12 protein-coding genes are annotated in these 16,680 nt (G+C 64.4%); 8 read left to right on the forward strand and 4 right to left on the reverse strand.

Annotation, left to right across the window (positions count from 1 at the left end):
- The first annotated feature begins 197 nt into the window (after positions 1-197).
- The 4 genes from AC6I97_RS17390 to AC6I97_RS17405 all read left to right on the forward strand — a co-directional run bounded on the left by AC6I97_RS17390 (position 198) and on the right by AC6I97_RS17405 (position 6,273).
- A complete protein-coding gene (locus AC6I97_RS17390; protein ID WP_224091923.1) occupies positions 198-1,610 on the forward strand; it encodes an MFS transporter in 1,413 nt (470 codons plus the stop codon).
- Positions 1,611-3,857 carry a molybdopterin oxidoreductase family protein gene (locus tag AC6I97_RS17395; RefSeq protein WP_497945556.1) on the forward strand — a complete coding sequence of 749 codons (2,247 nt, stop codon included), beginning with the start codon at positions 1,611-1,613 and terminating at the stop codon, positions 3,855-3,857. It begins immediately after the preceding gene.
- Complete coding sequence (locus AC6I97_RS17400) at positions 3,854-5,419, forward strand: FAD-dependent oxidoreductase (RefSeq protein WP_497945557.1); 1,566 nt, start codon at positions 3,854-3,856, stop codon at positions 5,417-5,419. The genes AC6I97_RS17395 and AC6I97_RS17400 overlap by 4 nt, the downstream gene beginning before the upstream one ends.
- A gap of 104 nt (positions 5,420-5,523) precedes the next feature.
- On the forward strand, positions 5,524-6,273 hold the full coding sequence (locus AC6I97_RS17405) for an MBL fold metallo-hydrolase (RefSeq protein ID WP_497945558.1): 750 nt from the start codon (positions 5,524-5,526) through the stop codon (positions 6,271-6,273).
- Positions 6,274-6,301: 28 nt separating this feature from the next.
- Here the strand turns inward: AC6I97_RS17405 and AC6I97_RS17410 are convergent, their stop codons facing one another.
- A complete protein-coding gene (locus AC6I97_RS17410) occupies positions 6,302-7,711 on the reverse strand; it encodes an NAD(P)H-quinone dehydrogenase (RefSeq protein WP_224091906.1) in 1,410 nt (469 codons plus the stop codon).
- A 128-nt stretch (positions 7,712-7,839) separates the two neighbouring features.
- On the opposite strand from AC6I97_RS17410, the gene AC6I97_RS17415 reads away from it, so the two are divergent.
- Positions 7,840-8,640 carry a purine-nucleoside phosphorylase gene (locus AC6I97_RS17415; protein WP_224091904.1) on the forward strand — a complete coding sequence of 267 codons (801 nt, stop codon included), beginning with the start codon at positions 7,840-7,842 and terminating at the stop codon, positions 8,638-8,640.
- Positions 8,641-8,647: 7 nt separating this feature from the next.
- Here the strand turns inward: AC6I97_RS17415 and AC6I97_RS17420 are convergent, their stop codons facing one another.
- Together AC6I97_RS17420 and AC6I97_RS17425 are read right to left on the reverse strand one after the other, a co-directional pair.
- Positions 8,648-9,943 carry an Ig-like domain-containing protein gene (locus AC6I97_RS17420; RefSeq protein ID WP_497945559.1) on the reverse strand — a complete coding sequence of 432 codons (1,296 nt, stop codon included), beginning with the start codon at positions 9,941-9,943 and terminating at the stop codon, positions 8,648-8,650.
- Positions 9,940-10,611, reverse strand: a complete 672-nt coding sequence (locus AC6I97_RS17425) for a hypothetical protein (protein WP_497945560.1) — start codon at positions 10,609-10,611, stop codon at positions 9,940-9,942. Before AC6I97_RS17425 ends, AC6I97_RS17420 begins: the two co-directional genes overlap by 4 nt.
- 503 nt (positions 10,612-11,114) lie before the next feature.
- Here AC6I97_RS17425 and AC6I97_RS17430 point away from each other — a divergent pair.
- The 3 genes from AC6I97_RS17430 (at position 11,115) to AC6I97_RS17440 (ending at position 16,293) form a co-directional block, all read left to right on the forward strand.
- Positions 11,115-12,716: a glycoside hydrolase family 68 protein gene (locus AC6I97_RS17430; RefSeq protein ID WP_224166879.1), complete on the forward strand. Its 1,602-nt coding sequence runs from the start codon at positions 11,115-11,117 to the stop codon at positions 12,714-12,716.
- Positions 12,717-12,809: 93 nt separating this feature from the next.
- On the forward strand, positions 12,810-14,447 hold the full coding sequence (locus AC6I97_RS17435) for a glycoside hydrolase family 32 protein (RefSeq protein WP_497945561.1): 1,638 nt from the start codon (positions 12,810-12,812) through the stop codon (positions 14,445-14,447).
- Between the two features lie 100 nt (positions 14,448-14,547).
- On the forward strand, positions 14,548-16,293 hold the full coding sequence (locus tag AC6I97_RS17440) for a phospho-sugar mutase (protein WP_497945562.1): 1,746 nt from the start codon (positions 14,548-14,550) through the stop codon (positions 16,291-16,293).
- Positions 16,294-16,311: 18 nt separating this feature from the next.
- Here AC6I97_RS17440 and nirD read toward each other — a convergent pair whose 3' ends face one another.
- Positions 16,312-16,680: a nitrite reductase small subunit NirD gene (nirD, locus tag AC6I97_RS17445; RefSeq protein WP_497945563.1), complete on the reverse strand. Its 369-nt coding sequence runs from the start codon at positions 16,678-16,680 to the stop codon at positions 16,312-16,314.

Genomic DNA, 16,680 nt, shown 5'->3' on the forward strand with positions numbered 1-16,680 from the left:
ACTGGACAACTAAGTCCACTATGCGGACTAGTCGAAAAGTCTCACACTGTGGTCCGGGCCACACTACCTCACCATTGCCTCACGCGCTGGTGACCCCGCCGATAGGGAAATGTCACAGCACGTTTACAAAGGGCGACGGTCCGCGAAACGCGTGAAACCTACCTTGGAAGAACAACGTCCCCCAAAGGAGGCACTCCGTGACTGTTGACCGCACTGCAGAAGAACTGGCCCCCACCCAGTCCACTGCTACCGCCGTTCCCACCCTTGAACACCGCCCCGGGCGCTGGATCGCCAACTGGGATGCCGAGGACAAGGGCCAGTGGGAAGCCGAAGGCCGGTCCATCGCCAAGCGCAATCTGTACTGGTCGATCTTCGCCGAATTCCTCGGCTTTGTCGTATGGCAGCTCTGGTCGATCGTTGTCGTCCAGCTCCCCGCAGCAGGATTCAAGTTCGACACCAACCAGATCTTCTGGCTCATCTCCATCCCCAGCCTCGTAGGCGCCACGCTGCGAATCCCCTACACCTTCATGGTGCCTAAGTTCGGTGGCCGCAACTGGACCATCGTCTCGGCACTGCTCCTCCTGATTCCCGCCAGCGGCTTGGCGATCTGTGTTTCCAATCCGGAAACTCCGTTCGGTGTCATGCTCCTGGTTGCAGCCCTCGCTGGCTTCGGCGGAGGCAACTTCGCCAGCTCGATGGCCAACATCACCTTCTTCTACCCGGCACGCGAAAAGGGCTGGGCCCTCGGGCTGAACGCCGCGGGCGGAAACCTGGGTGCCGCCATCGCCCAGCTTGTGGTTCCCATCGCCATCACCCTGCTTGCAGCTGGAACGGTCAACCTCCCCATGGCCGGCATCATCTGGATCCCGCTGATCCTGATCGCGGCCTTCGGTGCCTGGAAGTACATGAACAACCTCACCAGCGCCAAGGGTGACGTGGCCGGATCCGTTGCGGCCCTCAAAGAACCGCACCTGTGGATCATGGCGTTCCTTTACATCGGCACGTTCGGTTCCTTCATCGGCTTCGCCGGCGTCTTCCCGAAACTGATCAAGGACTACTTCCCCGATTTCTCCTCCATCCACGTCGGTGCGGTGGCCTTGTCCCTGGCATTCCTCGGCCCGCTGGTCGGTTCCCTGGCCCGCCCCTACGGCGGACGCATGGCAGACCGCATGGGCGGCGCCCGGATGACCATTACCTCGTTCGCTTCAATGGCCGTCATCACGTTGACCATGATCTGGACCCTTCCGCTGAAGAACTTCTGGCTCTTCCTGACCCTGTTCCTGCTGCTCTTCGTAGCCAGCGGATTCGGTAACGGTGCAACGTACCGCATGATCCCGGTGATCTTCGCGACCTCCAGCCGGGCAGCCCGCGCAGGTGCCCCGAGCACCACCACGGCACGGTTGGCTTCCTCCTCACTGGGCCTGATCTCGGCGATCGGTGCCTACGGCGGATTCGTGATCCCCCAGGTGCTGAACGCATCGAACACAGCAAGCGGCTCTTACACCCCGGCGTTCTACGGATTCGTTGGAGCCTACGTCCTGATGCTCACCGTCTGCTGGGCCTGCTACATCCGCCCCGCCCAGAAGCGCAACACGATCGGACACATCTAGATGCCCAACGGCGCCGATACCCACTGCCCGTACTGCGCGCTCCAGTGCGCCATGACGCTGGCCCCGGCTGCTTCGGCAGCCGGCGGCCCAGCGCCGGCGTCCTCGTCCGAGGCAGCACCGGCAAGCCCTGCCACACCCGCGATGCGCGGTGAAGTTGCCGTGCCCCTGGAAGTTTCAGGGCGCGACTTCCCCACCAACCGGGGCGGGCTGTGCCGCAAAGGCTGGACATCGGCGTCGTTGTTGCGTCACAACGGCCGCGTCACCGAACCAATGCTCAAAGGATCCGACGGCGTCCACCGGCCGATTTCGTGGGACCAGGCCCTCATGCTTGTCACCGCTGCTGTGAAGGACACCCAGAAGCAGTACGGAAACGACGCCGTCGGAGTTTTCGGTGGCGGCGGCCTCACCAACGAGAAGGCGTACATGCTGGGCAAGTTCGCCCGGCTGGCACTGCGCACCTCACGCATCGATTACAACGGCCGCTTCTGCATGTCTTCGGCGGCAGCGGCAGGCAACCGCGCCTTCGGCGTTGACCGCGGCCTCCCCTTCCCCGTCACTGATCTGGACTCCGCTTCCGTGATCCTCATGCTCGGCTCCAACGTCGCCGAGACCATGCCTCCGTTCGTCCAGCACCTTCAGGGCGCGCGCGACGCCGGTGGGCTGATCGTGGTGGATCCGCGCCGTTCGGCGACGGCAGCGTTCACGGGCGACGGCGGGGGCATCCATTTGCAGCCAACGCCCGGCACAGATTTGGCCCTCCTTTTGGGCATCAGCCACGTTGTGGTCCACGAAGGCCTGGCTGACACGAGCTATATCGAGGCAAACACCAAGGGCTATGCCGCCGTGGTTCGCAGCCTCAACGCCTTCTGGCCCGAGCGCGTCCAGTCCATCACCGGCGTCCCGGCCACCCTCATCCGCGAAACCGCCCGGCGTCTGGCCCAGGGCGCCCGCAACGGCGGGAGCTATATCCTCAGCGGCCGTGGAGTGGAACAGCACGTCGATGGAACTGACACCGCAACCGCAGCCATCAACCTCAGCCTGCTCCTTGGCCTGCCGGGCTCGGCCCGCAGCGGCTACGGCACGCTGACCGGCCAAGGCAACGGCCAGGGTGGCCGCGAGCACGGCCAGAAGGCCGATCAACTCCCCGGCTACCGCAAGATCACCGACCCCGCCGCACGCGCCCACGTCGCCAAGGTCTGGGGCGTCGACGAGTCACTGATCCCGGGAGCCGGCTTGCCCGCCGTCGAGCTTCTTAAGTCCCTGGGACAGCCCGACGGCGTCCGTTGCCTTTTCGTGCATGGCGCCAACGTTGTGGTTTCGGCGCCGGATACCAACGCGGTGACCCAGGGACTTCGCAGCCTGGACTTCCTGGTGGTGTGCGACTTCTTCATGTCCGAGACGGCCGTTGAAGCCGACCTCGTTCTCCCCGTCACCCAGTGGGCCGAGGAAGAGGGCACGCTGACCAACCTCGAGGGCCGCGTGATCCGCCGCCGCCGGGCACTCACCCCTCCCCCGGGTGTTCGCAACGAACTGTGGCTCATGTCCCGGCTCGCCGGGATGCTGGAAGCACCCTCCACGTTCAGTGACGACCCCGAGACAGTGTTCGAGGAACTGCGCTTGGCCTCGGCTGGCGGTCTGGCTGATTACTCCGGTATCGACTACGACATGCTGGATCGCGGCGAGGCTGCCTACTGGCCGTACCCCGTGGGCAGCCAGGGAACGCCGCGCCTCTTCACTGACGGATTCGCCCATGCCGATGGCCGCGCCGTGATGGTCCCGGTTACCCCTTCCAAGCGTGCTGTACGTTCGTTTGCGGACGACTCCCTGGCACTCGCCACTGGCCGCCTCCTGGAGCACTACCAGTCCGGCGCCCAGACCCGCCGCGTGAGCGAGCTGCTGGCTTCCCAGCCACAGGCCAAACTCCTGATTCACCCTGGCACGGCCGCGGCGCGTGGCATTGCCGACGGCGATTACGCAACCGTGACCAACCAGCGCGGCGAGGTCCTGTGCCGGGCGGAGCTTAGCAATTCGGTCCGCCCGGACACTGTGTTCCTGCCGTTCCATTTCCCGGGCCAGGAAAACGCCAACCGCCTCACGGAGGCGGTCACCGATCCCATTTCCGGCATGCCGGAGTTCAAGACCAGCCGGGTATGGGTCCGGCGGGCAGCGTCCACCACAGTGTCAGCGGCTCCAGTCGCTGTGCCTGCCGGATCCGGGCTGCCCCTGCACGCCAAGGAGGCATCATGAGCGAGCGCATTGTTGTTGTTGGATTCGGTCCGGTTGCTGCGCGACTGGTGGACGAACTGCTTCCCGCGGTCCGTACAGGACTCGTGCAACTTCTGGTGGTCGGACAGGAAGCTGAGGCCGCTTACAACCGTGTCATGGTTGCAGAACTCGGCGTCGGACGGACCACTCCTGAAGCCCTGGCCATGGCCGACGCTGTTGAACTGGAGGCCGACGGCGTTGACGTGCGGTTGGGTGTCAAGGTCAAGAGGATTGACCGCGCACGCCAGCAGGTGATTCTCTCCGACGGCACCAATGAACACTACGACCGTCTGGTGTTTGCCACCGGCTCCCGGCCCGTCATTCCCAACCTCACCGGGTTGAACCCCGATCCTTCTGGCCCCGTGCTTCCGGCAGGTGTCACTGCCCTGCGCGATCTTCGCGATGCCGCGGTGCTCCGCGAAGCTGTGGCCGGCGGCAAGCGCGTCGTGGTCCTGGGTGGTGGCGTCCTTGGCCTGGAAACCGCCCTCGCCGCCGCGGAGGAAGGCGCCCAGGCAACGGTGGTCCATAACGGCCCCTTCCCTTTGGGCCGCAGCATTGACCGCGGCAGCGGTTCCGTCCTGACGAGCAGCCTTCGTGCGGGCGGCGTCCGGATGGCCGGCAATGCCAGGTCTACCGGCGTGGAAACCGCTGGCCCCGGCGGAAGCTTCTCTGCGCTGCTGCTGGAAGACGGCTCGGCGATCGACGGCGACCTGCTGGTCCTCTCCTGTGGAGTCCGCCCGCGGATCGAGCTGGCTGAAGGCTGTGGCCTTCCGACCGGCGCTGGGATCCTGGTGGACCACCATCTCCGCACGTACCACGAGCCGCACATGTTCGCGATCGGCGATTGTGCAGAGGTCCGCTGCCTTGACGCTTCCTGCCTTGATTGCCGGACGGCCACCGGCCCCTCCGGCTTGATAGGCCCGGGCTGGCGTCAGGCCGAGTGGCTGGCTGAATATTTGGTGGTCCTGGCACAAGACGGCCAGGAAGCCGCGGATGCGCTGGAAGCCCTGCCAACGGAAAAGCCGGGCGTTGTGGTCCTGAAGGCGCGGGGCATCAACCTTGCCCTTGCCGGCGACAACCAGGCCGATCCGTGGGACGAAGAGCTGCTTGAAGCCGGGGCCGCATCCGGCCGGGCACGCCGCCAAATCTCCCAGTGGGCCGATCCCGAGCACGGCCGCTACGTCAAGATGACCACCCGTGGCGGCGTGTTGGAGGGTTTGGTAGCCGTGGGCATGCCGCGGACCGCTGCAGAGCTCGTCGTCCTTTTCGAACGTTCCTCAGAGCTACCGGCGGACCGTTCCCTGCTGCTTCGCCTGGACGGCCCTGACCAGTTGGGTTCCGGCAGCGCCACCAGCAACGATCCCCAGCGCACGGTGTGCCGTTGTGCCGGGGTCAGTGCCGCCAGCATCGAGGATTCCGTGTTGGAAGGTTGCAGCACTGTGGGCGAGGTCTCCAAGGCCACCCGCGCCGGCACAGGCTGCGGAGGATGCCACGAGGACATCAAGGGGCTCATCGAAAAACATTTCCAAGCGGCTGCCGCCTGAGTAGCTCGCTCGGTTTCGCGGGAAAGCTGCGGGTTCGTGGGAAGTTTCCCTGCGTGCACGCATACTTCCCGCGTATTCGTTGCCGGGGCTTCTAGACTTTCGGGGTGAAGATCTCCGAACCCGCGCCCGGCGTCCACTTTGTTGAAGGACCTGCGTCCAACTGGGTCATTCTCCGGGATGCCCCGGCCTCCGCGGACAGGTCCGCCTTCCTACTGATCGACGGCGGATACCCTGCCGATAGGGACCTGGTCCTCGAATCGATCACCGGGCTCGGGCTTGAGCCTGCTGATGCCAAAGCCATGCTCATCACGCACGGCCACGTGGACCACACGGGCTCGGCTGCGTACTTCTCCAGGACGTTCGGCACGCCCATCCTGTGTTCCCCCGAGGAATTGGCCCACGTGCAGGGCAAGGAAAAGCATCAGGTCACCATCGGCCAGGTGCTGGCACGGGCGTGGCGGCCACGTGTTTTCCGCTGGCTGCTCCATGTCATCCAAGCGAAAGCCCTCCAAGCCGAGCCCGCAACGCGTGCCGAGGCATGGGATGAGGACAGGCTCCGGAGCCTGCCTGGCCAGCCGGAAGCGATCCTCTTGCCCGGTCACACCCCAGGCAACGTTGCCCTACTGATCCCCGGGGCGCAGGCCATCGCCGTAGGTGACACATTTGCCAGTGGCCACCCGATCAGTTCGAAGTCCGGCCCACAGATGCTGCACCGGATGTACCACTCGAATCCGGAGACCGCCCTCGCAGCGGCACGCTCATTGGGTAAGATCCAAGCCAATGTGATCCTGCCGGGGCACGGCCCAGCGCTGCGCATGTCCTTGGCGGAAGCCGTCGCCGCCCTGCGCACCTAAGAACACAGAACGCCCAAGGGGCTTGCAGCTACATGTGCACGTGCAAGCGCCGCGCTGCCTCCGAGATGGACCCTGTCAGTGACGGGTACACCGTGAAAGCACTGGCGACGTCGTCCACGTGCAGTTTCTGCGTGACGGCCACGGAGATCGGGAAGATGAGCTCGGAAGCGTTGGGGCCAACCACCACGCCACCGATCACAGTGCCGGAACCCTTGCGGGCGATGATCTTGACGAAGCCATCCTTGGTGTTGCGCATCTTGGCGCGGGCGTTGCTGAGCAGCGAGAGCATCACGACATCGCCCTGGTACTTGCCGGAGGCGAGGTCGGCCTCGGACACGCCCACGGACGCGATTTCCGGGGAGGTGAAGATGTTGGACGCCACCTGGTTGAGCTTGAGCGGCTTCACGCCATCACCCATGAAGTGGGCAACCGCGATGCGGCCCTGCATGGCAGCGACGGAGGCCAACGCGAACACGCCGGTGCAGTCTCCGGCAGCGTAGATGTTGGGGGCAGTGGTGCGCGAAACACCATCCACCTTGATGTGCCCGGACTCCGTCAAAGTCACCCCGGCTTCCTCAAGCCCGATTCCCGCTGTGTTGGGGATGGAACCAACGCACACCAGGCAGTGCGAGCCCGTAACCACCGATCCGTCACCCAGGGTGACCTTCACGCCGTCGTCCGTCCGTTCAACTGCGTTGGCGCGCGACCGGGACAACACGCGTACGCCCCTGCGCTCGAACACGCCTTCCAGCAGTTTGGCAGCGTCCGTGTCCTCACCGGGGAGGACCTGGTCGCGGCTGGAAATCAGCGTGACCTTGGAACCGAGGCCGTTGTAGGCAGAGGCGAATTCCGCGCCGGTGACACCGGAGCCCACCACGATCAGTTCCTCGGGCAATTCGTCGAGGTTGTAGATCTGGGCCCAGTTGAGGATGCGTTCGCCGTCGGGCTTGGCGGTAGGGAGCTCGCGCGGGTGCGCGCCTACGGCCAGCAGGATGGCATCGGCGTCGATGGTCCGGACGCCTTCAAGGGTCAGCACCTCGATGGTGTTGTTGTCCAGCAACTTGCCGGAACCGATCACAATCTCAACGCCGAGGCGCTCCAGCCCCGTGCGGATGTCGTGGGACTGTCCACGGGCCAGATCCAGGACGCGATCGTTGATGTGCTTCAGGTCGGCGCGGGGCTTGGAGCCGCCACCGTCACCGTCGAATTTGACGCCCAACTCGTCCGCTTCACCGACGCGGGTCATGAGGTCGGCGGTGGCGATAAGGGTTTTGGAAGGCACGACGTCGGTCAGCACGGCGGAGCCGCCAAGGCCTGCCCGCTCGATGATGGTGACTTTTGCGCCAAGGGACGCGGCCACCATGGCGGCTTCATATCCTCCGGGACCACCTCCCAGAATCGCGATACGGGGGGAACTGAAGTCAACTTGGGTGGTCACAATCCTCAATTCTCGCTCATTGCACGGCAGGCTGCCAGTCAGCCAAGCCTCACCCGCCGGCGCGGACGGGTCCCTACCAAATTGCCGCACACGCAAGGTAGCTTGTACCAGTGAGTAACACTGAGCTGATGAACACAGACCCCTTCGAAGCTGCCCGGGCCGCGGCGGACTTCATCGCCGCCGAGACCGGCGTAGAGTCCCACGACGTAGCCTTGGTGCTCGGTTCCGGCTGGGCCGAAGCTGCCGATCTCATTGGCGAAACCACCGCCACCTTGAATGCCTCGGAGGTTCCCGGTTTCCATCAGCCTTCCGTTGTGGGCCATGTGGGAACCATCCGCTCCGTCCTGACCAAGGAAGGAAAGCGCGCCCTGGTCCTCGGAGCCAGGACGCACTATTACGAAGGCAAGGGTGTCCGGTCCGTGGTCCATGGCGTGCGCACCGCCGCAGCCGCGGGCTGCAAGACGCTGGTCCTCACCAATGGCTGCGGTGGCCTCAACGAGGAGTGGACCCCGGGCACGCCTGTTCTCATCAGCGACCACATCAACCTGACCGCTACGTCCCCGCTTGAGGGCGCCACGTTCGTGGACCTCACGGACCTCTACTCCTCACGTGTCCGGCAGCTGGCCCGCGAGGTGGATCCTTCATTGCAGGAGGGTGTCTACGCCCAGTTCAGCGGCCCCCACTACGAGACGCCTGCCGAGGTCCAGTACGCCAAGCGCATCGGCGCTGACCTCGTGGGGATGTCCACGGCGTTGGAAGCCATCGCCGGACGCCATGCAGGCATGGAGGTCTTCGGCATCTCGCTGGTCACCAACCTTGCCGCGGGCATCAGCCCGGTTCCGCTGAGCCACGCCGAGGTCCTCGAAGCCGGCCAAGCGGCGGGCAAGCGTATTTCCACGCTGCTGGCGGAGATCATCGCGAAGCTCTAAGGCAGCGCTAGCCCTTTACCGGCCCCTGGGTCGGAAGCGTGGGACCAACGCTGACCACCACCCCGTTGCTGGACACGCCTTCCACCGTGGCCGTGATGGTCACCTGACCTTGCACGGGGCCTCCCCGAACCAACCCATTGCTGACGGTGGCGATGACCGGGCGGCTTGACGCCCATGCAATGACCGGCTTCCCGGGTTTGCCGTCGCTGTACGTGACGGTGGCGGTCAGTTGGACAGTGGCGCCGGGCTCGAGTGCGTGCGGGCCAGCAGGACCCACGACGACGCGAATCACCGCATGCTCCACGGTCACCTTCGATTGCGCTTTCCATTCCTTGCCATCCGCGTCCACGTGCTTGGCTTCGATGAGCACTTGCCCTATGCCCTGCGCGGTCAGGAGTCCGGAGGCGGAGATTGTTGCGATCTTCGGGTTGCTGGTGGACCAGGTCACGTTGGACTCGGGTTTGGTGGACCCGTCCGTGTACGAGGCTACTGCGGTCATTTGGTGCGTCTGCCCTTGTTTGATCGTGAGTTCGGCGGGCTCAATCGCCAGGCCGGAGAGCTTGGCCGGCGGTGCCGGGTTGACGGTGATGCGTGCGGTGGCTTCGAACCCATCCTGCGATGCGGAGATGATGGCCGTGCCCGGAGCTGCGGCGGTGACCAGGCCGTCGCCGTCCACGGTCGCAATGCCAGGATCACGGGACCCCCAAATAGCTGTGACGTTGAGCCTTCCGAGTGACCCATCGCTGTACGTTCCCTCGGCGACGAGCGGTACCTTGCCTCCAGGATTTGTTTCAGCGTCACCAGGAGTGATGCGCAGGGCCGTGAGCGAGGCCGTTCCCGGCGTGGTGACCTTGAGCTCGAAGCGTCCGGAGACGCCGTCGACCGTCGCAGTCAGGCCAGCGACACCCGGCGCGACCGCCGTCGCCTGGCCATCGGCTGTGGTTTCGGCCACCGCGAGGTTGTCCGAGGCCCACTCGACGCCATCCTGTAACGGGCGCCGCGTGCCGTCGCTGTAGGTCGCTTCCGCGGACAACTGAAGAATGGCCCCGGGTTGGAGCGAGCTCGCCGGAGCGCTCACCGCGATGGATTCCAGCACTGCTGGTTGCCTGTCAAGGAGCACGCGGACAGCCACCAGCCCGGCCGCCACGAGCACCGCGGCCACGATCACCACCACCCAGGTTCGCACCAGCCTTCGCCGGATCGTGGACATGCCTTCGCCCAACGCCCGGTCCAGATCGGCCGGGTGGGTCTGCGCATGAAGCGCAGCCTCGGACAACAACCGCTCCCGCAGGGCGTCCCTCACGGCCGGCCTTCTTCCAACGCCAGGCGGTTGGTTTTCTCTTCGGCGGCCGCCAAGGACTTGCCCACTTCCAGGGCGGGACGATCAGTCATCCCCGCAATCTCGCCAACGGTCAGGTTCGCGAAGACATGAAGCACGACGGCGACCCTCTCGTCGTACGGCAACCGCGCCAAGGGAGACTTGCCGGCCTTAGGCTTCTTAGTCTGGCCGGCACGACTCTGCAGCCAATGTTCGTGCTTCTTCAGCAGCTCCACGAAGACGCACAGCGTGTAGACGCGCAACTGGGGCGTCACCGGCCCCTTCCACGCATTGGTGGACTGGGACCACGCCGCCTCCAGCAAGCGGCGTGCCGTTTCCGGGTTGTCGCAGAGCAAGTGGGCACAGTACTCCATGTCCCCCCTCTGCCGTTCGAAGACGCTGCGGAGCTCGTCTTCGCGGTCTTTGAGGGCGGGCGCGAGTTTGATGCTGGGGGAAGCCCCCAGTTCGATTTCCCGGATGGCGGGCATGAGGACGGCAACGGCCAGGGTCAACAGGCCTGCCCCGATGGGGACGGCGGATAAAAGATCCGGAACCAGCCAGCCTGCCACGATCGCTGCCAACGCAAGGATGGCGAGGACCAGCCGCAGTGGAGTCAGGGAGGACCGCCAACGCCGCTTTGGTAACTCACACATGCTGCACCAGCTCACACCAGGCGGGGTCCGGCTCGGAGGGGTGCGCCGGAATCGCTACCACATTTTACGTCCACCGATTGGACTTTTAGAAGGAGTTTCCCGCTGGGGACTGCCGCATAAGCCAGGAAATGCGGGGCGTCAAGTCAAACGGACCCCGCGTAAACGCACAGTTAATTCTCAGAATAAGTCAGTTTTATTTCGACATATTTGATCGAGGCGCTGGGTTGTGGCACGCGCGCGCATTGGAGAATGTAAACGCTTGCACACATATGTCTGACAAGTGATTTAAGGCCGTGAAATGTTGTTTGATTTGACCCCTCACACGTGTTTAGCGTGGGAGTCGTTCCGGTAAGTCGACGTACTGGAACCACCGCGGCGAGAACCCCATAAGGGATCGCCGCACCTCGAAACGATGGCGTCCCTCGAAGACGCCTTCAGCGGATCGACGGACGCCGGAGTTGATAGCACTCCACGAAGTCCAACACTCCGCGAGAAGAGCAAGCATGAACACGCACTCAACCCCAACACGGCCGCGCCGCCGTCTGCGACAGGCAGCCGCCCTCGCAGCCGCAGCCAGCGTTGCCGGCAGCATCCTGCTGGTGACCCCGGCCGCGCAGGCCAACCTGCCGGCCGACCCGCCGTCGAACACCATGCCGGCACCCACGCCCGGCTTCCCACTGCCCTCCGTCCACACGCAGGAGGCGTACGACCCCGCCGCCGACTTCACGTCCAAATGGACGCGGGCAGACGCCAAGCAGATCATGGCACAGAGCAACACCAACGTTGCTCCGGGCCAGAACTCCATGAGCCCGGACGTCACCATGCCGGAAATCCCCAAGGACTTCCCCGCCATGAACGACGACGTCTGGGTCTGGGACACCTGGTCCCTGACAGACGAGAACGCGAACCAGATCAGCTACAAGGGCTGGGACGTCATCTTCTCCCTGGTAGCTGACCGGCACGCCGGCTACGGCTTCGACCAGCGCCACTGGAACGCCCGGATCGGGTACTTCTTCCGCAAGACCAACGCCGATCCGGCCAAGGACAAGTGGAACTACGGCGGACACCTGTTCCTGGACAACACGTCCATCGGCAACACCGAGTGGTCCGGCTCGACGCGCCTCATGCAGGGCAACAAGATCAACGTCTTCTACACGGCCACCACGTTCTACGACGTCGCTGAGCGCAACGCCGGTGGCGGCGGCATCGCTCCGGATGCTGTCATCGCCAAGGCCCTGGGCAACATCCACGCCAACCAGGACGGCGTGACCTTCGACGGCTTCGAGCACACCAAGCTGCTGGAGCCGGACGGAAAGATGTACCAGAACAAGGCCCAGAACCCGGGCTTCGCCTTCCGTGACCCGTACACCTTCGCGGACCCGGCGCACCCGGGCAAAACCTTCATGGTCTTCGAAGGCAACACCGGCGGCAACCGCGGCGACTACAAGTGCAAGCAGGAAGACCTCGGCTACCGTCCGGGCGATCCTCACGCCGAGACCGTGAACCAGGTCAACACCACCACCGGCGCCTGGTACCAGACCGCCAACGTGGGCCTGGCAGTTGCAGACAACAAGGACCTCACCAAGTGGAGCTTCCTGCCCCCGATCCTGTCCGCCAACTGCGTCAACGACCAGACTGAGCGTCCGCAGATCTACATCCAGAACGAAAACGGCAAGAACAAGTACTACCTGTTCACCATCAGCCACCAGTTCACCTACGCGGATGGCATGCGCGGCCCGGACGGCGTCTACGGCTTCGTGGGCAACGGCGTTCGCTCCGACTTCCAGCCGGTGAACAACAGCGGCCTGGCCCTGGGCTCCCCCACGGACCTGAACATGCCGGCCAATGCGCCGGAGGGTCCGGACCCGCGCCAGAACGGCCGTCAGTTCCAGGCTTACTCGCACTACGTACAGCCTGGCGGCCTCGTGCAGTCGTTCATCGACAACGTGGACGGCGTCCGCGGCGGCTCCCTGTCCCCCACCGTGAAGATGAACTTCCAGGGTGGCGTGACGCAGGTTGACCGCACCTTCGGCAAGAACGGCCTCGGCCCGTTCGGCTACCTGCCCACCAACCTCCGCGTTGGCGGCGAAGGCCTCTACAAGTAGGCCGCAACACCCCCGGCCTTAAGGCCACGGCAGGGGTGCGGGCTCCATAAGGGCCGGCACCCCTGCCACTCCCCAACCCCAGGATCTCTCCCCATGACTTACCCCAATCCCCGCCTGTCCCGCCGTCATCTGCTGGCCGCAAGTGCCGCCGTCGTGGTCGCCTTTTCCGCCGCTGCCTGCACTGCTCCAGCACCTGAAAGCCCGACGTCGGCCCCCGCCACGGGCGGGCACCGGCCATCGGCTTCGGATCCATGGCGGCCGGCAGCCCACCTGACTGCTGACAAGAACTGGCTCAACGATCCCAACGGCCTCGTTTACCACAATGGGACCTACCACGCCTTCTACCAGTACAACCCTCGGGGAAACTCGTGGGGCAACATGTCCTGGGGCCACTCCACCAGCACGGACCTGGTGCACTGGGAACAGCAGGCTGTTGCCATGGAGGCAAGCCCGCAGGAGGAAATCTTCTCCGGTTCGATCGTGATGGATAAGAACAACGCGTCCGGGCTGGGGTCCGCGCAGAACCCACCCATGGTGGCCCTCTACACCAGTGCATATGGAAAGAACGGCGCACTCCCCCAAGGTGCCCAGGCACAGTCCGTGGCCTTCAGCCTGGACAACGGAAGCACCTGGCAGAAGTACAAGGGCAACCCGGTCCTGAACCTGGCGCCTACCAACAACAACTTCCGCGACCCCAAGATCACTTGGTACGAGCCCGGCCGATACTGGGTGATGACCACGGTCGTGGCGGACGCGCAGGTAGTGAAGATGTTCAAATCCACGGATCTTCTGCACTGGGACTTCCTCAGTGATTTCTCCGGGGTCGGCGCCCAGGGCGGACTCTGGGAGGTGCCCGAACTCGTCCAGATGGACGTAGAGGGCTCCACAGCGAAGAAGTGGGTCATGCTGCTGAGCATCAACCCCGGCGGCATCGCGGGCGGCTCAGGCATGCAGTACTTCGTCGGCGAATTCGACGGCACCCGTTTTACGGCTGAAAACGCCGCGCCCGCCGATGCTCCGCTCACCGAATCCCAGTGGCTGGACCATGGCGCCGACTACTACGCGGCAAACTCCATCTCCGGAGCACCCGGCGGCAAGCCAGTGCTCCTTGGCTGGATGGGCAATTGGGATTACGCCCAACACGTTCCCACCACGCCGTGGCGCGGGTCCATGGCAATCCCCCGCGAACTCACCCTGGTACGGGGCGAAAAGCGCTTGGAGCTCCGCTCGGCGATCGCCACCCAGGCCCTTAACACCATGGCTGACAGTTCCGGTGGTGAGGTGAAGAGCAAAAACCTCACCGTCGGGCCGGACGCGCAGGATCTTGGCGCCGATTTCTCCGCCCGTACGCAGCTCATTGACCTCGAAATGGACCTTACCTCCGCGCGGGAAGCAGGTATTCTCCTTCGTCGATCGGCTGATGGCAGCGCCAGCCTGCGTATCTCCTACAACAAGGAAAAGCGCACGGTAAAGGTTGACCGTTCCAAGGCCGGGACAAGCAATTTCTCGGAGAAATTCAGCCCCTATCACGAGGTTGCCCTTCCCTCCTCCGGCAGCGACAGCAAAGTCCACCTGCGTATCCTCCTGGATTCCTCGTCCGTGGAGGTCTTCGCCCAGGATGGTGCGGCAGTTATTTCCGACATCTTCTTCCCGGACTGGGACAACACGGGATCTTCTGTGTTCAGCATGGATGGGAACACGGACTTCACCGTCCAATCCCGCTCGCTCTAAAGCAACGCGGGGTCAGATACGGCCCATTACGACCAGATTTATGGGCCGTATCTGACCCCGCGTTGCCTTTGATGTGGGCAATGAGGATAGTTTTGTCCCTATGACATCAAGCGATGCCGCCCTTAACCAGCTGCTCACCGACGCCCGCGAATGGGCTTCCCACGATCCGGACCCCACGACGTCGGCAGCTCTCCTTGAGCTCACCGACCTCGCCAGCGGCGGTGACGCAGGAGCAGTCCAGGAACTGGGCGACAGCTTCAATGGCACCCTGCAGTTTGGCACCGCCGGCCTTCGAGCTGCCCTCGGACCAGGCCCCAACCGGATGAACAGGGTGGTGGTCCGCCGGGCAGCGGCCGGCTTGGCTGCTTTCCTGGCCGAAGTGGTGGCCGCAGCTGCACCGGGTACCCGGCCGCGCGCCGTCGTCGGCTTTGACGCCCGCTACAACTCAGACATCTTCGCGCAAGAGACGGCTGCAATCTTTACGGCAGCAGGCATTGAAACCTTCCTGATGCCGGCAGCGCTTCCGACGCCGTTGCTCGCCTACGCGGTCAGGTCACTGGATTGCGACGGCGGTGTCATGGTCACAGCGAGCCACAACCCGCCGCAGGACAACGGTTACAAGGTCTACCTGGGACGCCATGCAGTATCTGAAAGCGGGCGCGGTTCCCAGATCGTGGCCCCGTACGATGCTCAGATTGCCGAAAAGATTGAGGCCGTGGGCGCATTGGAGTCGATCACGCTGGCAGACGATGGCTGGACTGTCCTGCCCACCTCCATCACCGCTGACTACCAAGCCGCGATGGCAGGCTTGGTGGATGCAGAGCACTTCCCCGCCCGGGACCTGAAGATCGTCCTGACCCCCATGCATGGCGTGGGTGGTGAAACAGCCGTATCCGTGCTGAATGCAGCCGGCTTCGCAAATGTCACGCTCGTGGCGGAACAGGCCGAGCCGGACCCTGATTTCCCCACGGTCGCATTCCCCAACCCGGAAGAGCCCGGCGCCCTGGACCTGGCTCTCGCGGCTGCTGCGGACCTGGGTGCCGACATCGTCTTGGCCAATGACCCCGATGCCGATCGCGCGGCGGTCGCTGCGGTTGACCCTGCAACGGGAGCCTGGCGGATGCTGCGCGGGGACGAAGTGGGTGCGCTCCTGGGCGCCCATATCGTTGCACGGATGGCCGCCGGTGCCGGCGAAGAACCCAGGGCAGGCGTCTTCGCCAACTCGATCGTGTCCTCGCGGCTGTTGTCGCGCATTGCGTTTGCGGCGGGATATGCCCATGAGGAAACGCTCACGGGCTTCAAGTGGATTTCGCGCGTTCCAGGACTCACCTATGGTTACGAGGAAGCGCTGGGTTATTGCGTGGCGCCGGATCTGGTCCGGGACAAGGACGGCATCTCGGCGGCGGTGTTGATCGCGGAATTGGCGGCAACCGCAAAGGCCGAGGGCAAGACGATCTTCGACACCCTGGATGAGCTGTACCTGGTGCACGGGCTTCATGCGAGTGACCAGTTGAGCATCCGCGTGGCGGACCTGGGTCTCCTGGACGCCATGATGAACCGATTACGCGTCAACCCGCCGGAAGCGTTTGGAGGCTCCGCCGTCGAGGTTTTCACCGATCTTGCCGAAGGCAGCGAATCCCTGCCGCCCACGGACGGGCTTTTGTATCTCACACGGGACCAGAGCCGCGTGATCATCCGGCCCAGCGGCACCGAACCAAAGCTCAAGTGTTACCTGGAGGTGATCCAGGCTGTGGAGTCGGCGGCAGAGCTTCCTGCAGCACGCCAAGCAGCGCGGACATCCCTGGACGATGTCCTTGGGGATGTCCGCGAGGCGTTGGGTTTGTAGCCGCCGGAGTCCGGCGTTTTAGAGTTCAACCTCGATATAGCCATCCACAAGGCGGGTGGCAAAGGTTGCGAGCTTAAGGTCGGGGTCGGTGAAGCACTCACCGGTTTCGAGGTCGTAAACCTCTTTGTGCAGCGGCGACGCAATGGTCGGCCGGCTGCCGCGGGACCCGATAATGCCGCGGGCCATGACGTTGGCCAGGGTGGCCGGGTCCTGCTGTGCGACGGCGAAGACTTCGCCGGGTGCGATGCGGAACAACGCTACCTGGCGGCCCTCGATCAATGCCGCTTCGCCCCAGGCCACTTCGAGTTCATCCACTGCGCACACACGGTGCCATTCGCCAACGGCGGTAGTAGTCAGCTCGTCGGCACGGTCCAGAATTACGGTCAT

It is taken from the genome of Arthrobacter sp. TmtSoilC48, assembly GCF_059739425.1.